General features: G+C 68.7%; 22 protein-coding genes. 1 reads left to right on the top strand and 21 read right to left on the bottom strand.

Annotation, left to right across the window (positions count from 1 at the left end):
* Window positions 1-107: 107 nt before the first annotated feature.
* The 4 genes from ABZ911_RS23475 to ABZ911_RS23460 are packed head-to-tail and all read right to left on the bottom strand — an operon-like array spanning window position 108 to window position 3,616.
* The gene (locus tag ABZ911_RS23475; protein ID WP_358059468.1) at window positions 108-701 is read right to left on the bottom strand and encodes a response regulator transcription factor; all 594 of its coding nucleotides are present in this window, start codon (window positions 699-701) and stop codon (window positions 108-110) included.
* A 3-nt stretch (window positions 702-704) separates the two neighbouring features.
* Complete coding sequence (locus ABZ911_RS23470; protein WP_358059464.1) at window positions 705-1,841, bottom strand: sensor histidine kinase; 1,137 nt, start codon at window positions 1,839-1,841, stop codon at window positions 705-707.
* A 12-nt stretch (window positions 1,842-1,853) separates the two neighbouring features.
* Window positions 1,854-2,648, bottom strand: a complete 795-nt coding sequence (locus tag ABZ911_RS23465) for an ABC transporter permease (RefSeq protein ID WP_358059461.1) — start codon at window positions 2,646-2,648, stop codon at window positions 1,854-1,856.
* Window positions 2,648-3,616: an ABC transporter ATP-binding protein gene (locus ABZ911_RS23460; RefSeq protein ID WP_358059458.1), complete on the bottom strand. Its 969-nt coding sequence runs from the start codon at window positions 3,614-3,616 to the stop codon at window positions 2,648-2,650. The genes ABZ911_RS23465 and ABZ911_RS23460 overlap by 1 nt, the downstream gene beginning before the upstream one ends.
* A gap of 106 nt (window positions 3,617-3,722) precedes the next feature.
* On the opposite strand from ABZ911_RS23460, the gene ABZ911_RS23455 reads away from it, so the two are divergent.
* Entirely contained in the window at window positions 3,723-4,313 is a 591-nt protein-coding gene (locus ABZ911_RS23455; RefSeq protein ID WP_358059455.1) for a cob(I)yrinic acid a,c-diamide adenosyltransferase, read from the top strand.
* A gap of 11 nt (window positions 4,314-4,324) precedes the next feature.
* On the opposite strand, the gene ABZ911_RS23450 is transcribed toward ABZ911_RS23455, so the two are convergent.
* The 17 genes from ABZ911_RS23450 to prmC all read right to left on the bottom strand — a co-directional run bounded on the left by ABZ911_RS23450 (window position 4,325) and on the right by prmC (window position 19,472).
* Window positions 4,325-4,699: a DUF2550 domain-containing protein gene (locus tag ABZ911_RS23450; RefSeq protein ID WP_358059452.1), complete on the bottom strand. Its 375-nt coding sequence runs from the start codon at window positions 4,697-4,699 to the stop codon at window positions 4,325-4,327.
* Between the two features lie 25 nt (window positions 4,700-4,724).
* Window positions 4,725-5,126, bottom strand: coding sequence for a F0F1 ATP synthase subunit epsilon (locus ABZ911_RS23445; RefSeq protein WP_358059449.1), 402 nt, complete (start codon window positions 5,124-5,126; stop codon window positions 4,725-4,727).
* A 62-nt stretch (window positions 5,127-5,188) separates the two neighbouring features.
* A complete protein-coding gene (gene atpD / locus ABZ911_RS23440; RefSeq protein ID WP_358059446.1) occupies window positions 5,189-6,631 on the bottom strand; it encodes a F0F1 ATP synthase subunit beta in 1,443 nt (480 codons plus the stop codon).
* A gap of 1 nt (window position 6,632) precedes the next feature.
* Window positions 6,633-7,535 carry a F0F1 ATP synthase subunit gamma gene (locus ABZ911_RS23435; protein ID WP_358059443.1) on the bottom strand — a complete coding sequence of 301 codons (903 nt, stop codon included), beginning with the start codon at window positions 7,533-7,535 and terminating at the stop codon, window positions 6,633-6,635.
* Between the two features lie 2 nt (window positions 7,536-7,537).
* Complete coding sequence (gene atpA, locus ABZ911_RS23430; protein ID WP_358059440.1) at window positions 7,538-9,187, bottom strand: F0F1 ATP synthase subunit alpha; 1,650 nt, start codon at window positions 9,185-9,187, stop codon at window positions 7,538-7,540.
* 23 nt (window positions 9,188-9,210) lie between these two features.
* Window positions 9,211-10,020 (bottom strand): F0F1 ATP synthase subunit delta, encoded by an 810-nt coding sequence (locus tag ABZ911_RS23425; protein ID WP_358059437.1) that lies wholly within the window; start codon window positions 10,018-10,020, stop codon window positions 9,211-9,213.
* On the bottom strand, window positions 10,020-10,571 hold the full coding sequence (locus tag ABZ911_RS23420; protein ID WP_358059434.1) for a F0F1 ATP synthase subunit B: 552 nt from the start codon (window positions 10,569-10,571) through the stop codon (window positions 10,020-10,022). The genes ABZ911_RS23425 and ABZ911_RS23420 overlap by 1 nt, the downstream gene beginning before the upstream one ends.
* Window positions 10,572-10,602: 31 nt before the next feature.
* Window positions 10,603-10,836: an ATP synthase F0 subunit C gene (atpE, locus tag ABZ911_RS23415; protein ID WP_358059431.1), complete on the bottom strand. Its 234-nt coding sequence runs from the start codon at window positions 10,834-10,836 to the stop codon at window positions 10,603-10,605.
* Between the two features lie 67 nt (window positions 10,837-10,903).
* Entirely contained in the window at window positions 10,904-11,704 is an 801-nt protein-coding gene (atpB, locus tag ABZ911_RS23410) for a F0F1 ATP synthase subunit A (RefSeq protein WP_358059428.1), read from the bottom strand.
* Between the two features lie 67 nt (window positions 11,705-11,771).
* Window positions 11,772-11,987, bottom strand: coding sequence for an AtpZ/AtpI family protein (locus ABZ911_RS23405; RefSeq protein ID WP_358059425.1), 216 nt, complete (start codon window positions 11,985-11,987; stop codon window positions 11,772-11,774).
* Between the two features lie 66 nt (window positions 11,988-12,053).
* The gene (locus ABZ911_RS23400; protein WP_358059422.1) at window positions 12,054-12,476 is read right to left on the bottom strand and encodes a hypothetical protein; all 423 of its coding nucleotides are present in this window, start codon (window positions 12,474-12,476) and stop codon (window positions 12,054-12,056) included.
* Window positions 12,477-12,607: 131 nt separating this feature from the next.
* Window positions 12,608-13,882, bottom strand: a complete 1,275-nt coding sequence (locus ABZ911_RS23395; protein ID WP_358059419.1) for an MraY family glycosyltransferase — start codon at window positions 13,880-13,882, stop codon at window positions 12,608-12,610.
* 57 nt (window positions 13,883-13,939) lie between these two features.
* Complete coding sequence (gene glyA / locus ABZ911_RS23390) at window positions 13,940-15,205, bottom strand: serine hydroxymethyltransferase (RefSeq protein ID WP_358059416.1); 1,266 nt, start codon at window positions 15,203-15,205, stop codon at window positions 13,940-13,942.
* Window positions 15,206-15,247: 42 nt separating this feature from the next.
* Window positions 15,248-15,622 (bottom strand): hypothetical protein, encoded by a 375-nt coding sequence (locus ABZ911_RS23385; RefSeq protein ID WP_358059413.1) that lies wholly within the window; start codon window positions 15,620-15,622, stop codon window positions 15,248-15,250.
* 454 nt (window positions 15,623-16,076) lie between these two features.
* The gene (locus ABZ911_RS23380; RefSeq protein ID WP_358059410.1) at window positions 16,077-17,879 is read right to left on the bottom strand and encodes a hypothetical protein; all 1,803 of its coding nucleotides are present in this window, start codon (window positions 17,877-17,879) and stop codon (window positions 16,077-16,079) included.
* An 83-nt stretch (window positions 17,880-17,962) separates the two neighbouring features.
* A complete protein-coding gene (locus ABZ911_RS23375; RefSeq protein WP_358059407.1) occupies window positions 17,963-18,607 on the bottom strand; it encodes an L-threonylcarbamoyladenylate synthase in 645 nt (214 codons plus the stop codon).
* A gap of 10 nt (window positions 18,608-18,617) precedes the next feature.
* On the bottom strand, window positions 18,618-19,472 hold the full coding sequence (gene prmC, locus ABZ911_RS23370; RefSeq protein WP_358059404.1) for a peptide chain release factor N(5)-glutamine methyltransferase: 855 nt from the start codon (window positions 19,470-19,472) through the stop codon (window positions 18,618-18,620).
* Window positions 19,473-19,476 lie beyond the last annotated feature (4 nt).

Below are 19,476 nucleotides of genomic sequence, written 5' to 3'. Positions count from 1 at the left end.
CACCTCCTCAGGTCACGTTGCCCTGTGATCACACAACGTAGCCATACCCTGTCACAGAGTGCCCTCCGGAGGGAACTCCGACACCTTCTGTCAGTACGGCTACCCGCTCACAGCCATCCCATGTCCCTCGCCGTCTGAATTGCGGTAATCCGGTTGCTCGCCCCGAGTTTGGTGATCGCGCTGGACAGATAGTTGCGCACCGTGCCCTCGGTCAGGTGCAGGGCGGCCGAGATCTCCCCCACGGACGCCCCTGAGGCGGCCAGAGCCAGCGCGTGACGCTCACGCTCAGTCAGCGGGCTCTCCCCCGCCATCATGGCCGAGGCGGCCATCTCAGCGTCGAGATAGCGCCCGCCCGCGTGCACCTTCCGCACGGCTGCGGCCAGCTCGCTGGCCGAGGCGTCCTTGGGGATGAAGCCCCGCACCCCCGCCGCCAGCGCCCTGCGCAGGTATCCGGGGCGGCCGAAGCTGGTCAGCATGACCATCGCCCGCCCCGGCAGCGACTCGGCGACGCTGAGCCCGTCCAGCCCCGGCATCTCGATGTCCAGGACGAGGACGTCGGGACCGTGCGCCTCGGCCGCGCCCGCGACCTGGTCGCCCCTGCCCACCTGGGCGACCACCTCGATGTCGGCCTCCAGGCCGAGCAGGGTGGCCAGTGCCTGCCTGACGAGGTGTTCGTCGTCGGCGAGCAGCACTCGGATCATGCGTCAGCTCCTCTTGTACGGTGTCAGCGGCAGCACGGCCCGCAGCCTGAACTCTCCCTGCCGGCCGGGTCCGGCGGTCAGCACACCGCCCAGTGCGCTCACCCGCTCGGTCATGCCCGCCAGGCCGCTGCCCGGCAGGCTGCCGGGGGCGCCGCCCCCGTTGTTGGTGACCTCCAGCGCGACCTCGGTCCCCTCGGCCCGCAACACGATCCGGCAGCGGGTGGCGGTGCTGTGCCGCAGCACGTTCGTGGTGCTCTCGCGCACCACCCAGGCCAGCAGCGTGCCCACCTCGTCGGGCAGCTCGACGCCGTCCCGCTCCAGCGTGCAGACGATGCCCGCCGCCTCCAGGACCGCGGTCACGCTGCGCAACTCGGCCTGCAGGTCGACGGCTCGGTAGCCGTGCACGACCGCGCGGATCTCGCGCAGCGACTCCCTGGCCAGCCGGCGCACCTCGGCCATCTCCTCGGCCGCCCCGGACGCGTCCACCTCGGCCAGCCTGGCGGCCAGCTCGCTCTTGACGGCGATCGCGGACAGGCTGTGCCCCACGGTGTCGTGCAGGTCCCGGGAGAAGCGCAGCCGCTCCTCGGTCACCGCCAGCTTGGCCTGCGCCTCCTTGCCCTCGTGCGCGGCCCTCACCACCTGCCAGAACCATATCTGGAAGCGGTTGGCCCAGGTCAGGGTGACGGTCACGAACGCGTAGTAGTACACGCGGCCGTCCCAGGCGCCCGTCACCGACACCATGACCAAGACTGTGACCACCCCGGTGACGACCACCTGGAGCCGGGTCTGGACCAGCGCCGCCACGCCCGCCCAGACCGCCAGGATGAGCGGCCACCCGATCACCGCGGCCTGCTGGGGCAGCCTCCACGAGGTGAGCAGAAGGGTGAGGACCGCCACCGCGCCCGCGGCGACGATCTCGCGGCGCGCGGGCAGCCCGACGACCACCCGGTTGACCACCCTGACGAACAGCCACGAGAAGACGACGAGCCCCGAGCAACCCGCCACGATGGCGAACGGCGCGGTCCCACCGGGCTCGGCCAGGGCGATGAACGGCCCCAGCCAGGCCACCGCCAGCCCGATCCCGAGGGACCAGATGGTGGCCCGCCGAATCTTGTCGTATTGGGTGCTCTTTGTCCGCATTATGGCCACACGTTAGCCGCGCCGGGGATCCCATCGGAACAGCCACCTGGCAAGCACCGCGGCGATCACCACCCACACGGCCAGCACGCCGAGGGACGGCAGGGCCTGCAGCCACTGCTCGGCCATCCCGATCGGTCCGCCGGGGGCGCCGAACAGGTCCATCCCGGTGTAGCCGGTCCGCATCATCTCGGCCACGGCGGTGACCGGCATGAACGTGGCGATCACCCGCATCGGCTCCGGCATCATGTCGAGCGTCGTCATCAGCGGCGCCAGGACGACGGCGACGATCAGCACGGGCAGCACCAGGATCTGCGCCATCTCGGCGTTCGGGGTGAGCCCGGAGAAGGCCGCCGCGAGCAGCGCGAAGACCGCGGTGCCGAGCACCGCGGCGAGGAGCATCATGGGCAGGTTGGCCGGCATCGCGCCGTCGTCCCCCCTGAGCCAGACCACCACCAGCGCCACCTGGAACAGATAGACGATCAGCGAGGCCAGGCCGGGACCGCCGAAGATCGCCACCGCCGAGCTCTGCCCGCCGCGCAGCCGCTTGAGCACCAGCTCCTCGCGGCGGGCGGTGAAAGAGTTCACCAGGTTGATGAAGACCGCGAAGGCCAGCATCATCCCGGGCAGGCCGGTCAGTACGAACGTCCGCGCGGGCAGGCCCGCCATCTCCCCGTCCACCGCGCTGGTGTAGAGCCAGGCGAAGAGCAGCGGCATCAGCATGACCGTGAACAGGGCCGTGGTGTTGCGGCCGAGCAGCTTCAGGTCGACCCTGGCCAGCCGCCAGGCGTGCAGGACATCGGTACGCATCACTTGCTCTCCTCGACCACGCGCAGGAAGACGTCCTCAAGGGTGCCGGGTCGCACCTCTAGCCGTTCAAGGGTCAGCTCGTGCCGGTCCGCCCAGCTCAGCAGGGGCCGCAGTGCGGCGTGGGAGCGCTCGGTCCCGCCGTACACGGTATAGGCGGCCTCGGTACGGCCCTCGGCGTACCGCACGACGGGCGCCGCGCCGCCGACGACCGGCAGGTCCTCCACGCTGTACGGCAGGCGGAACGAGATCTGGTCCCCGGTCGTGGCGACCACCTCCTCCACCGTCCCGTAGGTGTGGATCAGCCCGCCGTGCATGATCGCCAGCCGGTCGGCCAGCCGCTCGGCCTCCTCCAGGTAGTGCGTGGTGAGCAGCACCGTGGTGCCGCGCTCGCGCAGGTCCCCGATCACCTTCCAGGTGGCCTGCCGGGCCGCGGGGTCCATGCCGGTGGTCGGCTCGTCCAGGAAGAGCACCTCGGGGCGGGACAGGATGGCCAGCGCCAGGTCCAGCCGCCGCTTCTCCCCGCCGGACAGCTGCCGCACCCTGGTCCTGGCCTTGCCTGTGAGCCCGACGGCGGCCAGCGGGTCGCCGTCCATGGGCGTCCTGCCGGTGTCGGCGACCAGCCCGAGCCCCATCGCCACCGTCTCGGCGACGGTCAGGTCGCCGAGGAATCCGGCCTCCTGCAGCATGATGCCGATCCGCGGGCGCAGCGCCCTGCGGTCCCGGACCGGGTCGAGGCCGAGCACCTCCACGCTGCCGCCGGCGGGCCGGGCGTAGCCCTCCAGGACCTCCATCGTGGTGGTCTTGCCCGCGCCGTTCGTGCCCAGGAGGGCGAACAGTTCGCCGCTGCGCACCTCGAAGGAGATCCCGCGCACCGCCTCGAACGCGCCGTAGTTCTGGCGCAGTTCCGCCACCCTGATCGCACCGTCCAGACCGGTCCCGGCGTCCGCCACCAACTGCTCTGTCGTCATGGGTCAATCGTCACGGAATGCGAGCTTTCGCCGTAGTCGCCGATATCACCGGCCCGCTGTGGATCTCGCGGCGGTCCTCGATGACATTTGTCATTACGCTGAACCCATGACGCGCGCAGACAAGGACAAGCCGGTCGTCCTCTCCAAGATCTACACCCGTACCGGGGACGACGGCACGACCGCGCTCAGCGACCTGAGCCGCACCACCAAGACCGACCCCAGGCTGGCCGCCTACGCCGATGTGGAGGAGGCCAACGCGCACCTCGGCGTCGCGCTCGCGTACGGCACGCTCTCCCCCGAGATCACCGAAGTGCTGGGACGCGTCCAGAACGAGCTGTTCGACCTGGGCGCCGACCTGGCCACGCCGGTCGTCGAGCAGCCCGAATGGCCGCCGCTGCGGGTCGAGCCGTCCTATGTGGCCTGGCTGGAGTCGCAGTGCGACCGCTTCAACGAGGAGCTGAAGCCGCTGCGCAGCTTCATCCTGCCGGGCGGCGACCCGGCGACGGCGCAGCTGCACGTGGCCCGGGTGACGGTCCGCCGCGCCGAGCGCACGGCCTGGTCGGCGCTGGCCGCCCACGACGATGTGAACCCGCTGACCGCGAAGTACCTCAACCGGCTCTCGGACCTGCTGTTCATCCTGTGCCGCGTGGCGCACGCCGGCCAGGAGATCCTGTGGAAGCCGGGCGCCACCCGCTGATCAGGCCACGGTCAGGCCACGTCGAGGTAGGCGCCGGGCGGGGCGGACTCCAGCCACGCCAGGAAGCCGGTCAGCGCGTCCTCGCTCATCGCCAGCGACACGCCGGCGCAGTCGATCGCCCACAGGCCGCCCTCGACCGGGCGGCGGGCCGAAACGGTCAGGCCGCGCCTCGCGATCGCGTGGCGCGGCCTGAGCAGCACACCTATGAGCGGGATCCAGTGAAGCTCCCCGTCGGCGTACCGGGCTACTCCGCTGCGCCAGCCGTGATTTCCCACCTGAAGCCGGCACGGCACGCTCCCTCGGGAGCGTGCCAAGGTGAACCCGCGAAGAACGATGAGGGCCGCGAAGAGCAGCACGCCTGCCAGAACCGTCAGCGTTGCCGCCATCGCCGCCCCCACCTGTTGTAAAAGATCAGACGTCTTCACCGGCCGCGTGCAGCCGGGCCTTCGCACGCTTGGCCTTGACGGCGGCGTCGGCGTCCTCCTGGTTGGCCTCGATGGACGCCTGCGCCCGCTCGAGAGCGTCCCGAGCCGCCGCGACGTCGACCTCGGAACCGAGCTCGGCGACCTCGGCGAGCACGGAGACCTCGTCGTCGGCCACGGAGATGAAACCACCGTGGACCGCGGCGACGAGATCGCCCTCGCCGTCCCGCTTCACGCGCAGCACTCCGCCCTCGACGAGCACGCCGAGAACCGGTGCGTGTTGCGGCATAATACCGATCTCGCCGTCCACCGTCTTGGCAATCACCATGTCGGCTTCGCCCGACCAGATCTCACGCTCCGGCGAGACGACCCCTACGCGTAGCTTCGCCACTGATGTAGGTTCCTTTCCGATCAAGTGCCGGTACGGCTCAGCCGTACCGGCACGAGAGGCGATTACTTGGCGAGGGACTTGGCCTTGGCCACGGCCTGCTCGATCCCGCCGACCATGAAGAACGCCTGCTCGGGAAGGTGGTCGTACTCACCTTCACACAGGCCCTTGAAGGAGGCGATCGTCTCGTCCAGCGGCACGAACTCACCCGGCTGACCGGTGAACGCCTCGGCGGCGTACATCGGGTGCGACAGGAAGCGCTCGATGCGGCGGGCCCGGTTGACCGTGACCTTGTCCTCTTCGGACAGCTCGTCGATACCGAGAATCGCGATGATGTCCTGGAGCTCGCGGTACTTCTGCAGGATCCGCTTGGTCTCCTGGGCCACCCGGTAGTGCTCCTCGCCCACGATCTGCGGGTCGAGGATGCGGGAGCTGGAGTCGAGCGGGTCCACCGCGGGGTAGATGCCCTTCTCCGAGATCGGCCGGGAGAGCACGGTCTGCGCGTCGAGGTGCGCGAAGGCGTTGTGCGGGGCCGGGTCGGTGATGTCGTCCGCGGGCACGTAGATCGCCTGCATGGAGGTGATCGAGTGGCCACGCGTCGAGGTGATGCGCTCCTGGAGCACACCCATCTCGTCGGCCAGCGTGGGCTGGTAACCCACGGCGGACGGCATACGGCCGAGGAGGGTGGAGACCTCGGAACCGGCCTGGGTGAACCGGAAGATGTTGTCGATGAACAGCAGCACGTCCTGCTTCTGCACGTCGCGGAAGTACTCCGCCATGGTCAGCGCGGACAGCGCGACGCGCAGACGGGTGCCCGGCGGCTCGTCCATCTGGCCGAAGACGAGAGCGGTGTCCTTGAGAACGCCGGCCTCCTCCATCTCCAGCCAGAGGTCGTTGCCCTCACGGGTACGCTCACCGACGCCGGCGAAGCACGAGGTTCCGGAGAACTTCAGCGCGACTCGGCGGATCATCTCCTGGATCAGTACGGTCTTGCCGACACCGGCGCCACCGAACAGACCGATCTTGCCACCCTTCACGTACGGGGTGAGCAGGTCGATGACCTTGATGCCGGTGGGCAGCATCTCGGTACGCGACTCGAGCTGGTCGAAGGCCGGGGACGGACGGTGGATGCCCCACTTCTCCGTCACGTTGAGGGAGGCGGTCGGCACGTCGAGCGACTCGCCGAGCGCGTTCCACACGTGGCCCTTGACGATGTCGCCGACCGGCACCGAGATCGGCTGACCCGAGTCGGACACCGCCGCGCCGCGGACCAGGCCGTCGGTGGGCTGCATGGAGATGGCGCGGACCAGGTTGTCACCCAGGTGCTGGGCGACCTCCAGGGTCAGCTTCTTGGTCTCGCCGCCGAGGGTGACCTCGACGTTCAGCGCGTTGTAGATCTCGGGCATCGCCTCGACGGGAAACTCCACGTCGACGACGGGACCGGTGACGCGCGCCACGCGGCCGACGCCGGCGCCCGCCGCGACGGTCTCAACAGTCTCTGCAGTCATTTCACTCTTTCCCCGCTGCGGCGTCAGCCAGCGCGTTGGCGCCACCGACGATCTCGCTGATTTCCTGGGTGATCTCGGCCTGGCGAGCCTGGTTCATCTGCATGGTGAACACACGGATCAGCTCGTTGGCGTTGTCGGTCGCCGACTTCATGGCCCGGCGGCGCGACGCCTCCTCCGATGCCGCCGCCTGGAGCAGCGCGCTGAAGATGCGCGACTCCACATAGCGGGGCAGCAGCGAGTCGAGAACGTCGCCGGCAGTGGGCTCGAACTCGAAGTACGGCGGGATCGTCTCGGACGCGGCCGGCTCGGTCTCCTCGACCTCCAGCGGCAGCACCCGCTTGACCGCGACCTCCTGCGTCAGCATCGAGACGAACTCGGTCGACACGATGTGGATCTCGTCGATCCCGTTGTCGTCCTTGAAGGCCCCGATCAGCGCGTCGGCGATCTCCTTGGCGTTGGCGTAGGACGGCTTCCTGGAGAATCCGACCCACTGCCCGCCCATCTCCCGGCCACGGAAGGTGTGCCAGCCGACGCCCTTGCGACCGGTGACGAACGGCACGACGCGCAGGCCGCGCGCTTCGAGCAGACTCCGAAGAGCCGCCGCCTCACGCAGCACGTTGGCGTTGTAGCCACCGCAGAAGCCGCTGTCGCTGGTCACGATCAGCACGCCCGCGCTGGCGGGCTGCTCCTTGGCGACCGTCAGGGGATGCTCGACGCTGGAGGAGTTGGTGACGACGCCCGTGACAGCGCGAGTGATCTCACGCTCGTACGGCACGGCCGCCGTCATCCTCTGCTGCGCCTTCGCGATCCGCGAGGATGCGATGAGCTCCTGAGCGCGCGTGATCTTGGCGGTCGACTTGACCGACTTGATCCGGCGCCGCAGCAGCCGAAGCTGGGCTCCCATCGCTACTTCTTCTCCGCCGGGCGGACGACCTTGCGGATCTTCTCCTGGCCGACCTCGCCCGCTTCCAGCGGAGCGACCGGCTCCTCGTTGACGAGCAGCTCACCGCTGGAGGTGGTGAAGCCCTTCTTGAACTCCGTGATGGCGTCCTTGAGCGCGGTGACCGTGTCGTCGGCCAGTTCCTTCGTCTCGCGGATGCTGTCGTTGATCCCCTTGTGGGAACTCTGCACGTAGTCGAGGAACTCGCTCTCGAAACGGCGGATGTCCTCGACCGGGACCTCGTCCAGCTCGCCGGTGGTGCCGGCCCACACCGAGACGACTTCGCGCTCCAGCGAGAACGGGCTGTACTGCGGCTGCTTGAGCAGCTCCACCAGACGCAGACCGCGCTCCAGCTGGGCCTTGGAGGCGGCGTCCAGGTCGGAGGCGAAGGAGGCGAAGGCCTCCAGGTCACGGTACTGCGACAGGGCCAGACGGAGCGTGCCCGCGACCTTCCTCATCGCCTTGGTCTGCGCCGAGCCACCGACTCGGGAGACCGAGATACCGACGTTGATGGCGGGGCGGACACCGGCGTTGAACAGGTCGGTCTCCAGGAAGACCTGGCCGTCGGTGATGGAGATGACGTTGGTCGGGATGAACGCCGAGACGTCGTTGCCCTTGGTCTCGATGATCGGCAGACCGGTCATCGAGCCCGCGCCCAGGTCGTCAGAGAGCTTGGCGCAGCGCTCCAGCAGCCGGGAGTGGAGGTAGAAGACGTCGCCGGGGAAGGCCTCACGGCCCGGCGGGCGACGCAGCAGCAGGGACACGGCGCGGTAGGCGTCGGCCTGCTTGGTCAGGTCGTCGAAGACGATGAGCACGTGCTTGCCCTGGTACATCCAGTGCTGGCCGATGGCCGAACCGGTGTACGGGGCGAGGTACTTGAAGCCCGCGGCGTCGGAGGCCGGAGCGGCGACGATGGTGGTGTACTCCATCGCGCCCGCCTCCTCCAGGCGGCCCTTGACCTGCGCGATCGTCGAGCCCTTCTGGCCGATCGCGACGTAGACGCAGCGCACCTGCTTCGCCGGGTCACCCGACAGCCAGTTGTCGCGCTGGTTGAGGATCGTGTCCACGGCGATCGCGGTCTTGCCGGTGCCGCGGTCACCGATGATCAGCTGACGCTGACCCCGGCCGATCGCGGTCATGGCGTCGATCGCCTTCAGGCCGGTGGCGAGGGGCTCCTTCACCGGCTGACGCTGGACGACCGAGGGGGCCTGCAGTTCGAGGGCGCGCAGGCCCTCGGACTCGATGGCGCCCTTGCCGTCCAGCGGTACGCCCAGAGGGTCGACCACGCGGCCGAGGAAGTTGTCGCCGACGGGCACGGACAGGACCTCGCCCGTCCTGCGGACCGTCTGGCCTTCCTCGATCTTGCTGAAGTCGCCCAGGATAACGACACCGATTTCCCGGGTGTCGAGGTTCAGTGCCAGGCCACGCGTGCCGTCCTCGAACTCGAGCAGTTCGTTCGCCATCGCCGAGGGAAGGCCGGAGACATGGGCGATGCCGTCGCCACAGTCGACGACGGTCCCGATCTCCTCGCGCGCGGCGCCTTCCGGTTCGTACGCCTGGACGAAGCGCTCAAGCGCGTCCCGGATCTCGTCCGGCCGGATCGTAAGCTCCGCCATCTCTACTCTGTCTCCCTATTCGCCTAGCCGGCCAACCGGCGGCGGACTTCTTCGATTCGTCCCGCGATGGTGGTGTCGATGACCTCGTCGCCGATGCGAACCGAGAAACCACCGAGCACTCGCGGATCCACCTCGACGTTCAGGTGAACGTCACGGCCATACGAGGTGCGCAGCCACGCACCCAGACGCTGCTTCTGCTCGTCGGAGAGCACGACAGCGCTGCGCACCACCGCGACGAGGCGCTGGCGCTGTGCGGCGACGAGGGTGGAGTACTCCTCCAGGCCCCTCTCCAGGCTACGTCCTCTGGGGTGCACTGCCAGCTGCGTGATGAGCCGCAGGCTGGAAGGGGTGACTTTGCCCTCGAGCAGCGAGGCCAGAAGCTGCCGCTTGCCCTCCGCGGGTGCGGCGGGGTCCGACAGCGTGCGCCGCAGGTCGGGGTTCGCCGCGACGATGCGGCCGAAGCGGAAGAGCTCGTCCTCGACGTCGTCGAGGCGGCCGTCCGCCTCAGCCTGCGCCGCCGAGGCGACGACGCTGAAACGCTCGAGCGCGTCGGCCAGGTCACGGGGGCGTGACCACTTGGCCTCGACCGCGGCGGCCACCGTCTCGAGAGCGGCTTCACTGACCTTGCCCTCGAGCAGCGCGCGAGCGATCTGCGTCTTCTGAGCCGCGGGCCGCGCCGGGTCGGACATGTTCCTGCGCAGGCCGTGTTCACGGTCGAGCAGGTCCGCGACCGCGGTGAGGTCGTCGGCGAGGCGGGCGAAGTCCGCCGACGCCGCGACCGCGTTGAAGCGCTCCTCGACTTCGGCGAGCGAGCTCCGGCTCAGACCTCTCATCAGCGCACCGCCTGCGCCGAGGAGCTCTCCAGCTCGTCGAGGAACCGGTCGACCGTGCGCCGCTGGCGGACCTCGTCCTCAAGGGACTCGCCGACGATGCGCGCGGCCAGATCGGTCGACAGCCGACCGATCTCGGTGCGCAACTGGGCGAACGCCTGCTGGCGGTCGGCCTCGATCTGCGCGTGGGCCGCCTCCACGAGACGGCGGGCCTCGGCCTGCGCCTCCTCGCGGAGCTCGGCCTTGATCTGGGCGCCCTGCTCGCGAGCCTCCTCACGCAGCCTCGCGGCCTCGTGACGAGCCTCCGCCAACTGGTCGCGGTACTGCTTCGCCAGAGCCTGCGCCTCGGCCTGGGCGTCCTCCGCCCTCTTGATGCCGCCCTCGATGGCGTCGGTACGCTCGGCCAGAGTCTTCTGGATGCGCGGGGTGAGGATCTTACCGACGACGACGAGGACGACGAAGAACGCGAAGATGCCGACGACCAGCTCGTACGCGTGGGGAATGAGCGGGTTCGCCGCTCCTTCCTGAGCGAGGAGCGAAGCTGCTGTAATCATGGGTGCAGCCTTTCGTCAGGGGTTCTTCTGGTTACTTGATGGTCTGGAAGATGAACGGAGCGACCAGACCGATGAGGGCGAGGGCCTCGGTGAGGACGAATCCGAGGAGCATGTTCTGGCGGATCAGGCCGTAGGCCTCGGGCTGGCGCGCGATGGCCTGCACGCCCTGACCGAAGATGATGCCGACGCCGATGCCGGGGCCGATGGCGGCGAGACCGTAACCGATGGCGGTGACGTTGCCGGAGACCTCAGCGAGAACGCTCATTGCTGTTTTCCTTTACTGGACGGCCGGTGAGCGGTGTTCACCGGTCTGGACAATTCCGTGGCGGTTCTTAGTGCTCCGCGTGCAGGCTGTTGCCGATGTACATGGCGGCCAGCATCGCGAAGAGGAATGCCTGCAGGAACATGATGAACAGCTCGAAGCCGGTCATGATGATCGTCATCACGACACCGGCCACGCCGATGGGGGCACCGAGCGGGGTCAGGTGCTCGAACAGGAACCAGAAGCCGACCATGCTGAAGAACGCGATGAGCATGTGGCCGGCGAACATGTTCGCGAAGAGTCGCACGGCGTGCGTGAACGGCGCGATGATCATGTTCGAGAGGAACTCGATCGGGGCAAGCAGGACGTAGATGAACTTCGGCAGTCCCGGAGGGAACATCATGTTCTTGAAGTAGCCGAAGAAGCCCTGGTGCTTGAAGCCGAGGTAGAGCTTGATGATGTAGACCGTGAGGGCCAGCACGATCGGGAAGGCGATGTGCGAGGGAACGGGGAACTGAAGCAGCGGGACCACGCCCACCACGTTCCAGACCCACACCAGGAAGAAGATGCTGAGCAGCAGGCCCATCCAGCGGTCGGCGTCCTTACCCAGGAACGGGCGGGCGACCTGGTCTCGCACGAACGTGTAGCCGATCTCGGCGACGTTCTGGACACCTCTGGGGACGATCTGCGGCTTCGCGAAGGCCGACCACATGAAACCGATCACGACGATCGAGCTGAGCACCGCGAGCAGAACCGGCTTGGTCAGCCAGTCGACGCCCGGGATGATCGGGGGAAGTTCGAAGAGCTCCGCCGGAGTCGGAGCCTGGAACTGCCCAGGGTCGTCAGCGGCGAGGACCGTCAGCGCACTCACGCGGCGTTCCCTTCAACGTGGTAGTTGATCACAGTGATTTCCTCAGCGGAGCGACCTGCGGATGGAGCTAGCGGCCGTACTTCCGATAGACCAGATAGGCGGCGAGTATCGTCCCCAGGACGACGCCTATGGGGAAGAACGCGGACGTGTCGAGCCAGCGGTCCAGCAACCAGCCCGCGCCGCCGTAGATCGCCATCCCGGCGAGCAGGTAGCTGGGAATCGACCACGCGGCGTTGGCGAAGTCGCTGCCGTCGTCTTCCGGTCGGCGTTTCTCTTCGCTCATCGCGCGCCTGACGATAGCAGTTGGTCGAAGGACTAGTCATATCGGACCCCGTCACTTTACCCAACTTCACGCTTTGCCCTGTCCGGGAATGTGGGTGTCGGGGTCGACATAGAGCATTTTCGTCTTGACGAAGGCCCGGATCTCGAAGCCGGTCCACACGATGGTTCCGACGACGACCGCCCAGGCGAACGCGCGCGGATTCCAGGCGGTGGTGTCACCGAAGGTGCGCAACATCACCATGATGACCACGACCTTGATCAGGTAGCTGACCATGGCCGCGATGGCCATCATCTGCGGGGAGACGCGTGAGGCGAAGGAGACGGCGACCACGCTGATGCTGAAGAAGACCAGCACCAGCAGCGTGCCGACGGTCGCTCCGATCGCACCCTTGGCACCGGCGATCAGCAGGGACACGATGACGGCGACGGCTCCCACCGCGAGGGTGGGCAGCGCGGCGCTCTTGAGGACGCGCACGTCGTTGGCCTGCATCGGTGCTCCAGATCTGAGTTGTCAAGCGAGCGATTGCTACCCCACGGGCCTGTATGTCGTAGGGACCTTGCTCGTGAAAGATATCACAAGCTCCCGAAGTAGCACTTTTACCTGCTTTTTCTAGTTGGCGATCATGAACGGCCGGGGAACACCGGAATGACGGCGGTGTCCTCACTGGAGGTGCGTTGCTGAACAGGGGGCGGCGGCTGCCGTACGACGGGGGTGTCCCCGCGGATGGGCGGCATCGGGCCGGTCGCGGGGCCGTCGTCGTCGTCGGGCTGGTCCTTGCGGGTGGCGGCGTGCGCGCCCCCGCGCCCCCGCCAGCGCGGCAGCGCCATCAGCACCAGCACGCCGAGTGCGAGCAGAATCACCACCGGGAAGAGGATCACCGGGACGGTGACCACCGACATGCCCACCAGGCCGAAGGCGAACAGCGAGGTCCAGGCGTACATGATCAGCACCGTGCGCCGGTGCGAGTGGCCGATGTCGAGCAGCCGATGGTGCAGGTGGCCGCGGTCGGGCGCGAAAGGGGACATGCCCCACGAAGTACGGCGAACCACGGCGGTGATCAGGTCGGTCAGCGGCAGCACCATCACCGCGACCGGCAGCAGCAGCGGCAGGATCGCGGGGAACTTGTTGATGCCCTCGATGGTCGAGGGGTCCACCGGCGTCACCGTGACCAGCGACGAGGCGAGCACCAGGCCGATGAGCATCGCCCCGGTGTCCCCCATGAAGATCTTGGCCGGATGGAAGTTGTGCGGCAGGAAGCCCAGGCACATGCCGATCAGCACCGCGGTGATCGCCGCGGTGGCGTTGATCCGGTTTCCGTCGACGACCTGGTCGAGGAAGATGGAGTAGGTCCAGGTGGCCACCGCCGCGATGCCGACGATGCCCGCGGCCAGGCCGTCCAGCCCGTCGACGAAGTTGACCGCGTTGATGGTCACCACCACCACCATGATGGTGATCACCGTGCTCAGCGTGTAGTCGAGGCCGGTCGAGCCGCCCCAGCTCTGCGGCAGCGGGATGTAGGTCAGGCGCAGGTCGAAATAGACCAGCACGCCGGCCGCGGCGATCTGCCCGCCGAGCTTGATGAAGGCGTCCATGCCCCACCAGTCGTCGAGGAAGCCGGTCAGCGTGATGAGCGCGCCGGCCGCGATCAGCGCGATGACGGTCTTGTCCTGGCCGAGCGCCTCACCGGTCTTCGGCAACTGGCTGGCCACCAGCAGCCCCAGGACCAGCCCGCCGTACATCGCGAGCCCGCCCAGGCGTGGGGTCGGCGTGGTGTGCACGTCCCGATCGCGAACCTCGGGCATGGCTCCGATCCGGATGGCGAACCGGCGGACCAGCGGAACCAGCAGGTAGGTCATCGCCGCCGCGACCAGCGCCATGAACATGTATTCGCGCACGGACCTAGTTTCCCGGATGCTCCGGCCAGCTGTGACCGGAAATCGACACAGAACAGCTTATAATTCGCTGAGATATGGCTGATGTATCGCCACGAGCGCGGAAACACGTTCCTGCACTTCAGACGCCGTTTCCGGGTATTTCACTGCTTGTGCCACCAACCTGCCCACCTCCTTCAGCTCCCCCGCGCCCATGCCCTGAGTCGTCACGCACGGAGTGCCCACCCGCAGGCCGGAGGTGACCGTCGGCGGTTCGGGGTCGTAAGGGATGGCGTTGCGGTTGAGCGTGATGCCCGCCGCCACGCACCTGCGCTCCGCCTCCGCGCCTGTAACCCCCAGATCCCGCAGGTCGATCAGCGCCAGATGGCTGTCCGTACCGCCCGAGACCGGCCGCATGCCCTCGGCGGCGAGGGTGTCGCACAGCGTCTTGGCGTTGGCCACGACCTGCCGCGCGTACCCGGCGAACTCCGGCCGCGACGCCTCCAGGAACGCCACCGCCTTGGCCGCCACCACATGCATCAGCGGCCCGCCCTGCGCGAACGGGAACACGGCACGGTCGATCCGGGCGGCCAGCTCCGCCGAACAGAGGATCGCCCCGCCGCGCGGCCCGCGCAACGTCTTGTGCGTGGTGAAGGTCACCACATCCGCGTACGGCACGGCCGACGGGATCGCCTTGCCCGCCATGAGACCGACCGTGTGCGCCACATCCGCCAGCAGCCAGGCGCCCACCTCGTCGGCGATGTCCCTGAACACCGAGAAGTCGATCAGTCTCGGGTAGGCCGTCGCACCGCAGATGATCATCTTGGGCTGGTGCCGCAGCGCCAGATCCCTGACCTCGTCGTAGTCGATCAACTCCGTGTCGCGGCGGACGCCGTACGCCACCACGTCGAACCACTTGCCGGAGAAGTTGACCTTGGAGCCGTGGGTGAGGTGACCGCCGTGCGGTAGCGCCATCGCCAGCACCGTGTCGCCCGGCTGCAGCAGGGCGGCGTACGCGGCCAGATTCGCGGAGGCGCCCGAATGGGGCTGGACGTTGACATGCTCGGCGCCGAACAGCGCGCGCGCCCGGTCGATCGCCAGCCGCTCCGCTCGGTCCACCACCTCGCAGCCGCCGTAGTAGCGCCTGCCCGGGTAGCCCTCGGCGTACTTGTTCGTCAGTGTCGAGCCCTGCGCCGCCAGGACGGCGGGCGAGGTGAAATTCTCGCTGGCGATGAGCTGGAGGCCGCCGCGTACCCGGGCGATCTCGTCGAGGAGCACACTGGCGATCTCCGGGTCCTGCCGTTGCAGCAGCCCGAAGTCAGGCCCGTAGTCATCGCGTGCACCCATTTCCCCACTGTAAGCCTGGGTGTCCGGTTTTCCGCGTCAGGGTCAGGAGAAAGCGTGTGGCGCCCCCACCGGGCTCGGCACCCAGCGGGGTGTGTCGGCGGCCTGGTCGCTGATCGCGGTGAGCACCGCCTGGCGGTACAGGCCGAGCCTGTTGCGCCATTCGGCGATGTCCTCGACGTACCGCGCTCCCACAGGCGCGTCCCACGTCTGCGGGCTCCTGGCGAGCCCGTAGGCCTTGTCCAGGGCGTCGCCGAGCGTCTCCAGCATGGGGATGACGGCGTGCCAGGCGTTCACCAGGCGCTGGTAGTCGGGATTGAACTCCCACGCCCTGGGCTGCCCGTCCAGCGGCCCCGCTCCCGTGGTCGGGGGCGTCTCACCAGGCTGCCTGGGCTGCGGCGCCGGCGGATCGACATACATCCAAACTCTCCTCTCAACCCCTACCAACGAACCCGTACCGCTCCCTCACCTACCCTGCGCCCCCACCAAACCCCCTACCGACAAATCCCTTCCACCCGCCCAAGACCTCCACAACCTGCCACCCTGCGGCCCCGCCCAGGCGGCGGAATCCGCTTCCCCCGCGTACGGCGAGGCTGGTGTCCGGTCGGACAGTCCAAGCATCAACCGCCCGGTGGCGGAATCGGCCTACCCGGCATCCCAGGCTCCACCGACCCTGGCGGCCCGTCGGGCCTGATGTCCTCGGGTACCCAATCTCCCTTGCCCCACTCCCCAGCCGGAACCCGTACATCCGGTATGTCCAGCGGCTCGATCTCCCGCGCATTGTCGGCCAGCACCTTCAACGCCTCCGGCGAAGGCGACTCGACATCCACCGACACCACATCACTCCCGTCATCGGCCCACCCCGCGACGGCACTCACCACACGCGCGGCCCGCCGCCACCCAGAACCCCCGCCTCGCCAGCACTGCCGGAAACACTCGCCGCACTTCCACCAACGGCACTCGCCGCCCTGCCACCATCGGCACGGGCGTCGTGTCCGCCGTCGGTACGAGTGTCACCGGCACTCGTATCGTTCCGATGATCTGTGCCGCCACCCGCCGCCCCCAGGCTGGTGTCGCCTGCGGAGCCGCCCGCCGTGGGCTGCACCCCTTCGCCCGCCTGCTGCCCAGGCGGATCGATCGGCGTGTTCGGCGTCCCCGGAGCCACCGACCCCGCAGGCCCATCAGGCCGGATGTCCTCCGGAACCCACTGCCCCTTGCCCCACTCCCCCGCCGGAACCCGCACATCCGGCATGTCCAGCGGCTCGATCTCCCGCGCATTGTCGGCCAGCACCTTCAACGCCTCAGGCGAAGGCGGCTGGACATCCACCGACACCACGTCACTCCCATCACTCACCCACACCGCCCGCGCCCCAGCACCATCATTCGCGGTGCCACCCCCGCCAGCCTCCACCCGAGCATTGGCACCCCCCTCAACACCCGCGCCCACTGAGCCGCCACTCACCCCGCTCCCAGAAAGGGACGCACCACTCCCTCCGACACCTACGGAAGTCGAGTCGGCATGTGAGGAATCGGCCATCCCTGCCCCTGGAAGCGACGCACCGCCCACTCCCGGCCCAGCGGAAGACGAGTCCGTACGAGAGGAATCAGCCACCCCCGCCCCTGGAAGCGACGCGCCACCCCCTGTGGAAGTCCGGCTGGACGCGCTGTCGTCCGGGGGCTGGATGGTCTGGTCGTTGGCCGGGCCGACGGTGTCGAGGAGTGGGTGGTCGGGTTTGCGTGAGGGGTCGGCCGGGCTTGGGTCGACCTGGCCAGGGCGGGTGTCGTCCGAGACTGTGGGCATGTCCATGGGGCGGGCGTCGTCGGCGTTCTCCAGGAGCGCGGCGAGTTCGTCGGCTGTGGGCGGGTTCAGCGGGACCTGCAGAACCTTGACCCCGTCCACCATGACCACCTGCGGCTTGCGCCCATCCACACCGTCGGCGTCGTCCGGGTGGTCCTTCTTAGGCGTATCCAGCACACTGGTGTCCCGCTCAGTGCCGGCCGGGACATCCTTCCCCGGCTCACTGTCCGCGGGCGCGACCGTACCCTTCCCCGGATCGGCTGGAGCGCTTCTGTCGCGCCCAGTGTCGGCAGGCGTCCCCTTGTCCTTCCCAGCGTCAGCTGGGGCGCTCTTGTCCTTCTCAGGGTCAGCAGGCGTGCCTTTGTCCCGCTCGGTGTCGGCAGAGGTGCCCTTGTCCGTGGGTGGGGTCTTGTCGTTCGAGCTGTCGACCTCGACGGGCTTGCGCTCCTCGGCGGCCCGGACCTCCTGGTCCACTTTGTCGTGCTGAAGCTTGGGCGGATCGGCCTTCGGCTGCTCGGTGGGCGTGTCCTTGGCAGGCTCCGGCGAGGAGGGCTGCTTTGAGGACGGGTCCTTGGCGGAAGGGTCGTTCGAGGGCGGCTGCTTGCCGGGGTCGGTGTCGCCGGACGACGGTGACCGGTCTCCGGTTCTGTCGGGTTCCTTCTTCTCCAGGAGGGCCAGCCGGGAGGTGACGTCGCGGACCATCTCCTCGCACGCGTCCGCCACCTGGGCGGGCCGGTGCGTCGTGGGGGTGGCCAGCCCGGCCCCGCTCATGAGCTGGGTGATGCGCCCTTCGACCGTCCGTATCTGGACAGCCGCGCGTGACGTCTCCGCCAGCAGGTCGCGCACCAGTGCCGGGTCCATCCCGTCGAACTTGCCCATGGCCGTCTCCCGGAAGTCTCGATCAGCTTCACGGTAGGTGGAGGGGGCGGTAGTCCGCTTCAGGGATAAGCAGACGGCATGGTTCAGTCGGTGGCGACGTATCCGATGATGCCGCGCAGCTTCTCCACCGGGATGGCGCCCTTCCTGAGCAGCCGAGGTACGGCCGTGGTCAGGTCGACGATGGTGGAGGGGATGTCGTCGGCGCACGGGCCGCCGTCGAGGTAGACGGCGACGGCCTCGCCGAGCTGCTCTTCGGCGTTCTCGGCGGTGGTGGCGGCGGGCGCGCCGGACCGGTTGGCGCTGGAGACGGCCAGCGGCCCGGTCTCCTTGAGCAGGTCGAGCGCCACGGGGTGCAGCGGCATCCGCAGCGCCACGGTGCCCTTGGTATCGCCCAGGTCCCACGACAGCGACCTGTTGGCCTTGCACACGATGGTCAGCGGGCCGGGCCAGAACGCGTCGATGAGGTCCTGGCCGTACGGGCCGAGGTCTTCGACCAGGGCGTTGGCGGCGCGTACGGTGCCGACGAGGACGGGCGGGGGCATGTCGCGGCCGCGGCCCTTGGCCTCGAGCAGCGCGGCGACCGCGGAGGGGGTGAAGGCGTCGGCGGCGATGCCGTACACGGTGTCGGTCGGCAGCACCACCAGTTCGCCGCGGCGTGCGGCGGAGGCCGCGTCGGTCAGGCCAGCGGCGCGCTGTTCGGCGTCCGCGCAGTCATAGCGTCGTCCCACGGCGTGCATCCTATTCCTGGCCGAACCTGGCGGTGACGAAACGGTCCCTGCGGGTGAGGTCCTGGCGAAGGCGTACATCTCGCCAGCCGTTCTCCTCAGGGAAGATCAGGTAGACGGACTGGCCCTGCTCGTCGGCGTGTTCGACGGCTACCCAGCCGCCCGGCCTGAGGAGTCTGCGGGCGGTGCGTTCGACGGCCCTGACCTCGTTGAGGCCGTCGGCGCCGCTGCCGTACAGGGCGCGGTCGGGGTCGTAGTCGCGGACCTCGGGGTCGCGCGGGATGGCGCCGGGCGGGATGTAGGGCGGGTTGGAGATCACCAGGTCGACGCGACCGTTGAGCTCGGGCAGCGCCTGAGCCAGGTCGTCGGGGTGCAGGGTGACCCGGCCCTGGCCGTGTTCGGAGATGTTGCGCTTGGCCCAGCCGTAGGCGTCGGGGTCGACCTCCACGGCGTGTACCTGGGCGAGCGCGACCTCCTGGGCGATGGACAGCGCGATCGCGCCGGAGCCGGTGCCGAGGTCGACGACGAGCGGTTCGGCGACGTCCATCTCGCGCAGCCGCTCGATCGCCCAGCCGGCGACCACCTCGGTCTCCGGGCGGGGGACGAAGACGCCGGGGCCGACCTGCAGTTCCAGGTAGCGGAAGTAGGCGTGCCCGGTGATGTGCTGCAGGGGCTCGCGTGCCTCGCGGCGGGCGACGCCCTCCCAGAAGAGCGCGTCGAAGTCGGCGTCCTTGACCGTGTGCAGCTCGCTTCTGCGCACGCCGTGGACGAAGGCCGCGATCTCTTCGGCGTCGGTGCGCGGCGAAGGCACCCCGGACTCGGCCAGCCGGGCAGTTGCGAGTGCGATCTCGTCCAGCAGAAAGGTCATGGCT

Origin of the sequence: Nonomuraea sp. NPDC046570, from assembly GCF_040645915.1 — a bacterium.
In the GTDB taxonomy this organism is placed as follows: Bacteria; Actinomycetota; Actinomycetes; order Streptosporangiales; family Streptosporangiaceae; genus Nonomuraea.
Note: the sequence above shows the minus strand (reverse complement) of the source record. Positions and strands in the feature narration are given on the sequence as shown.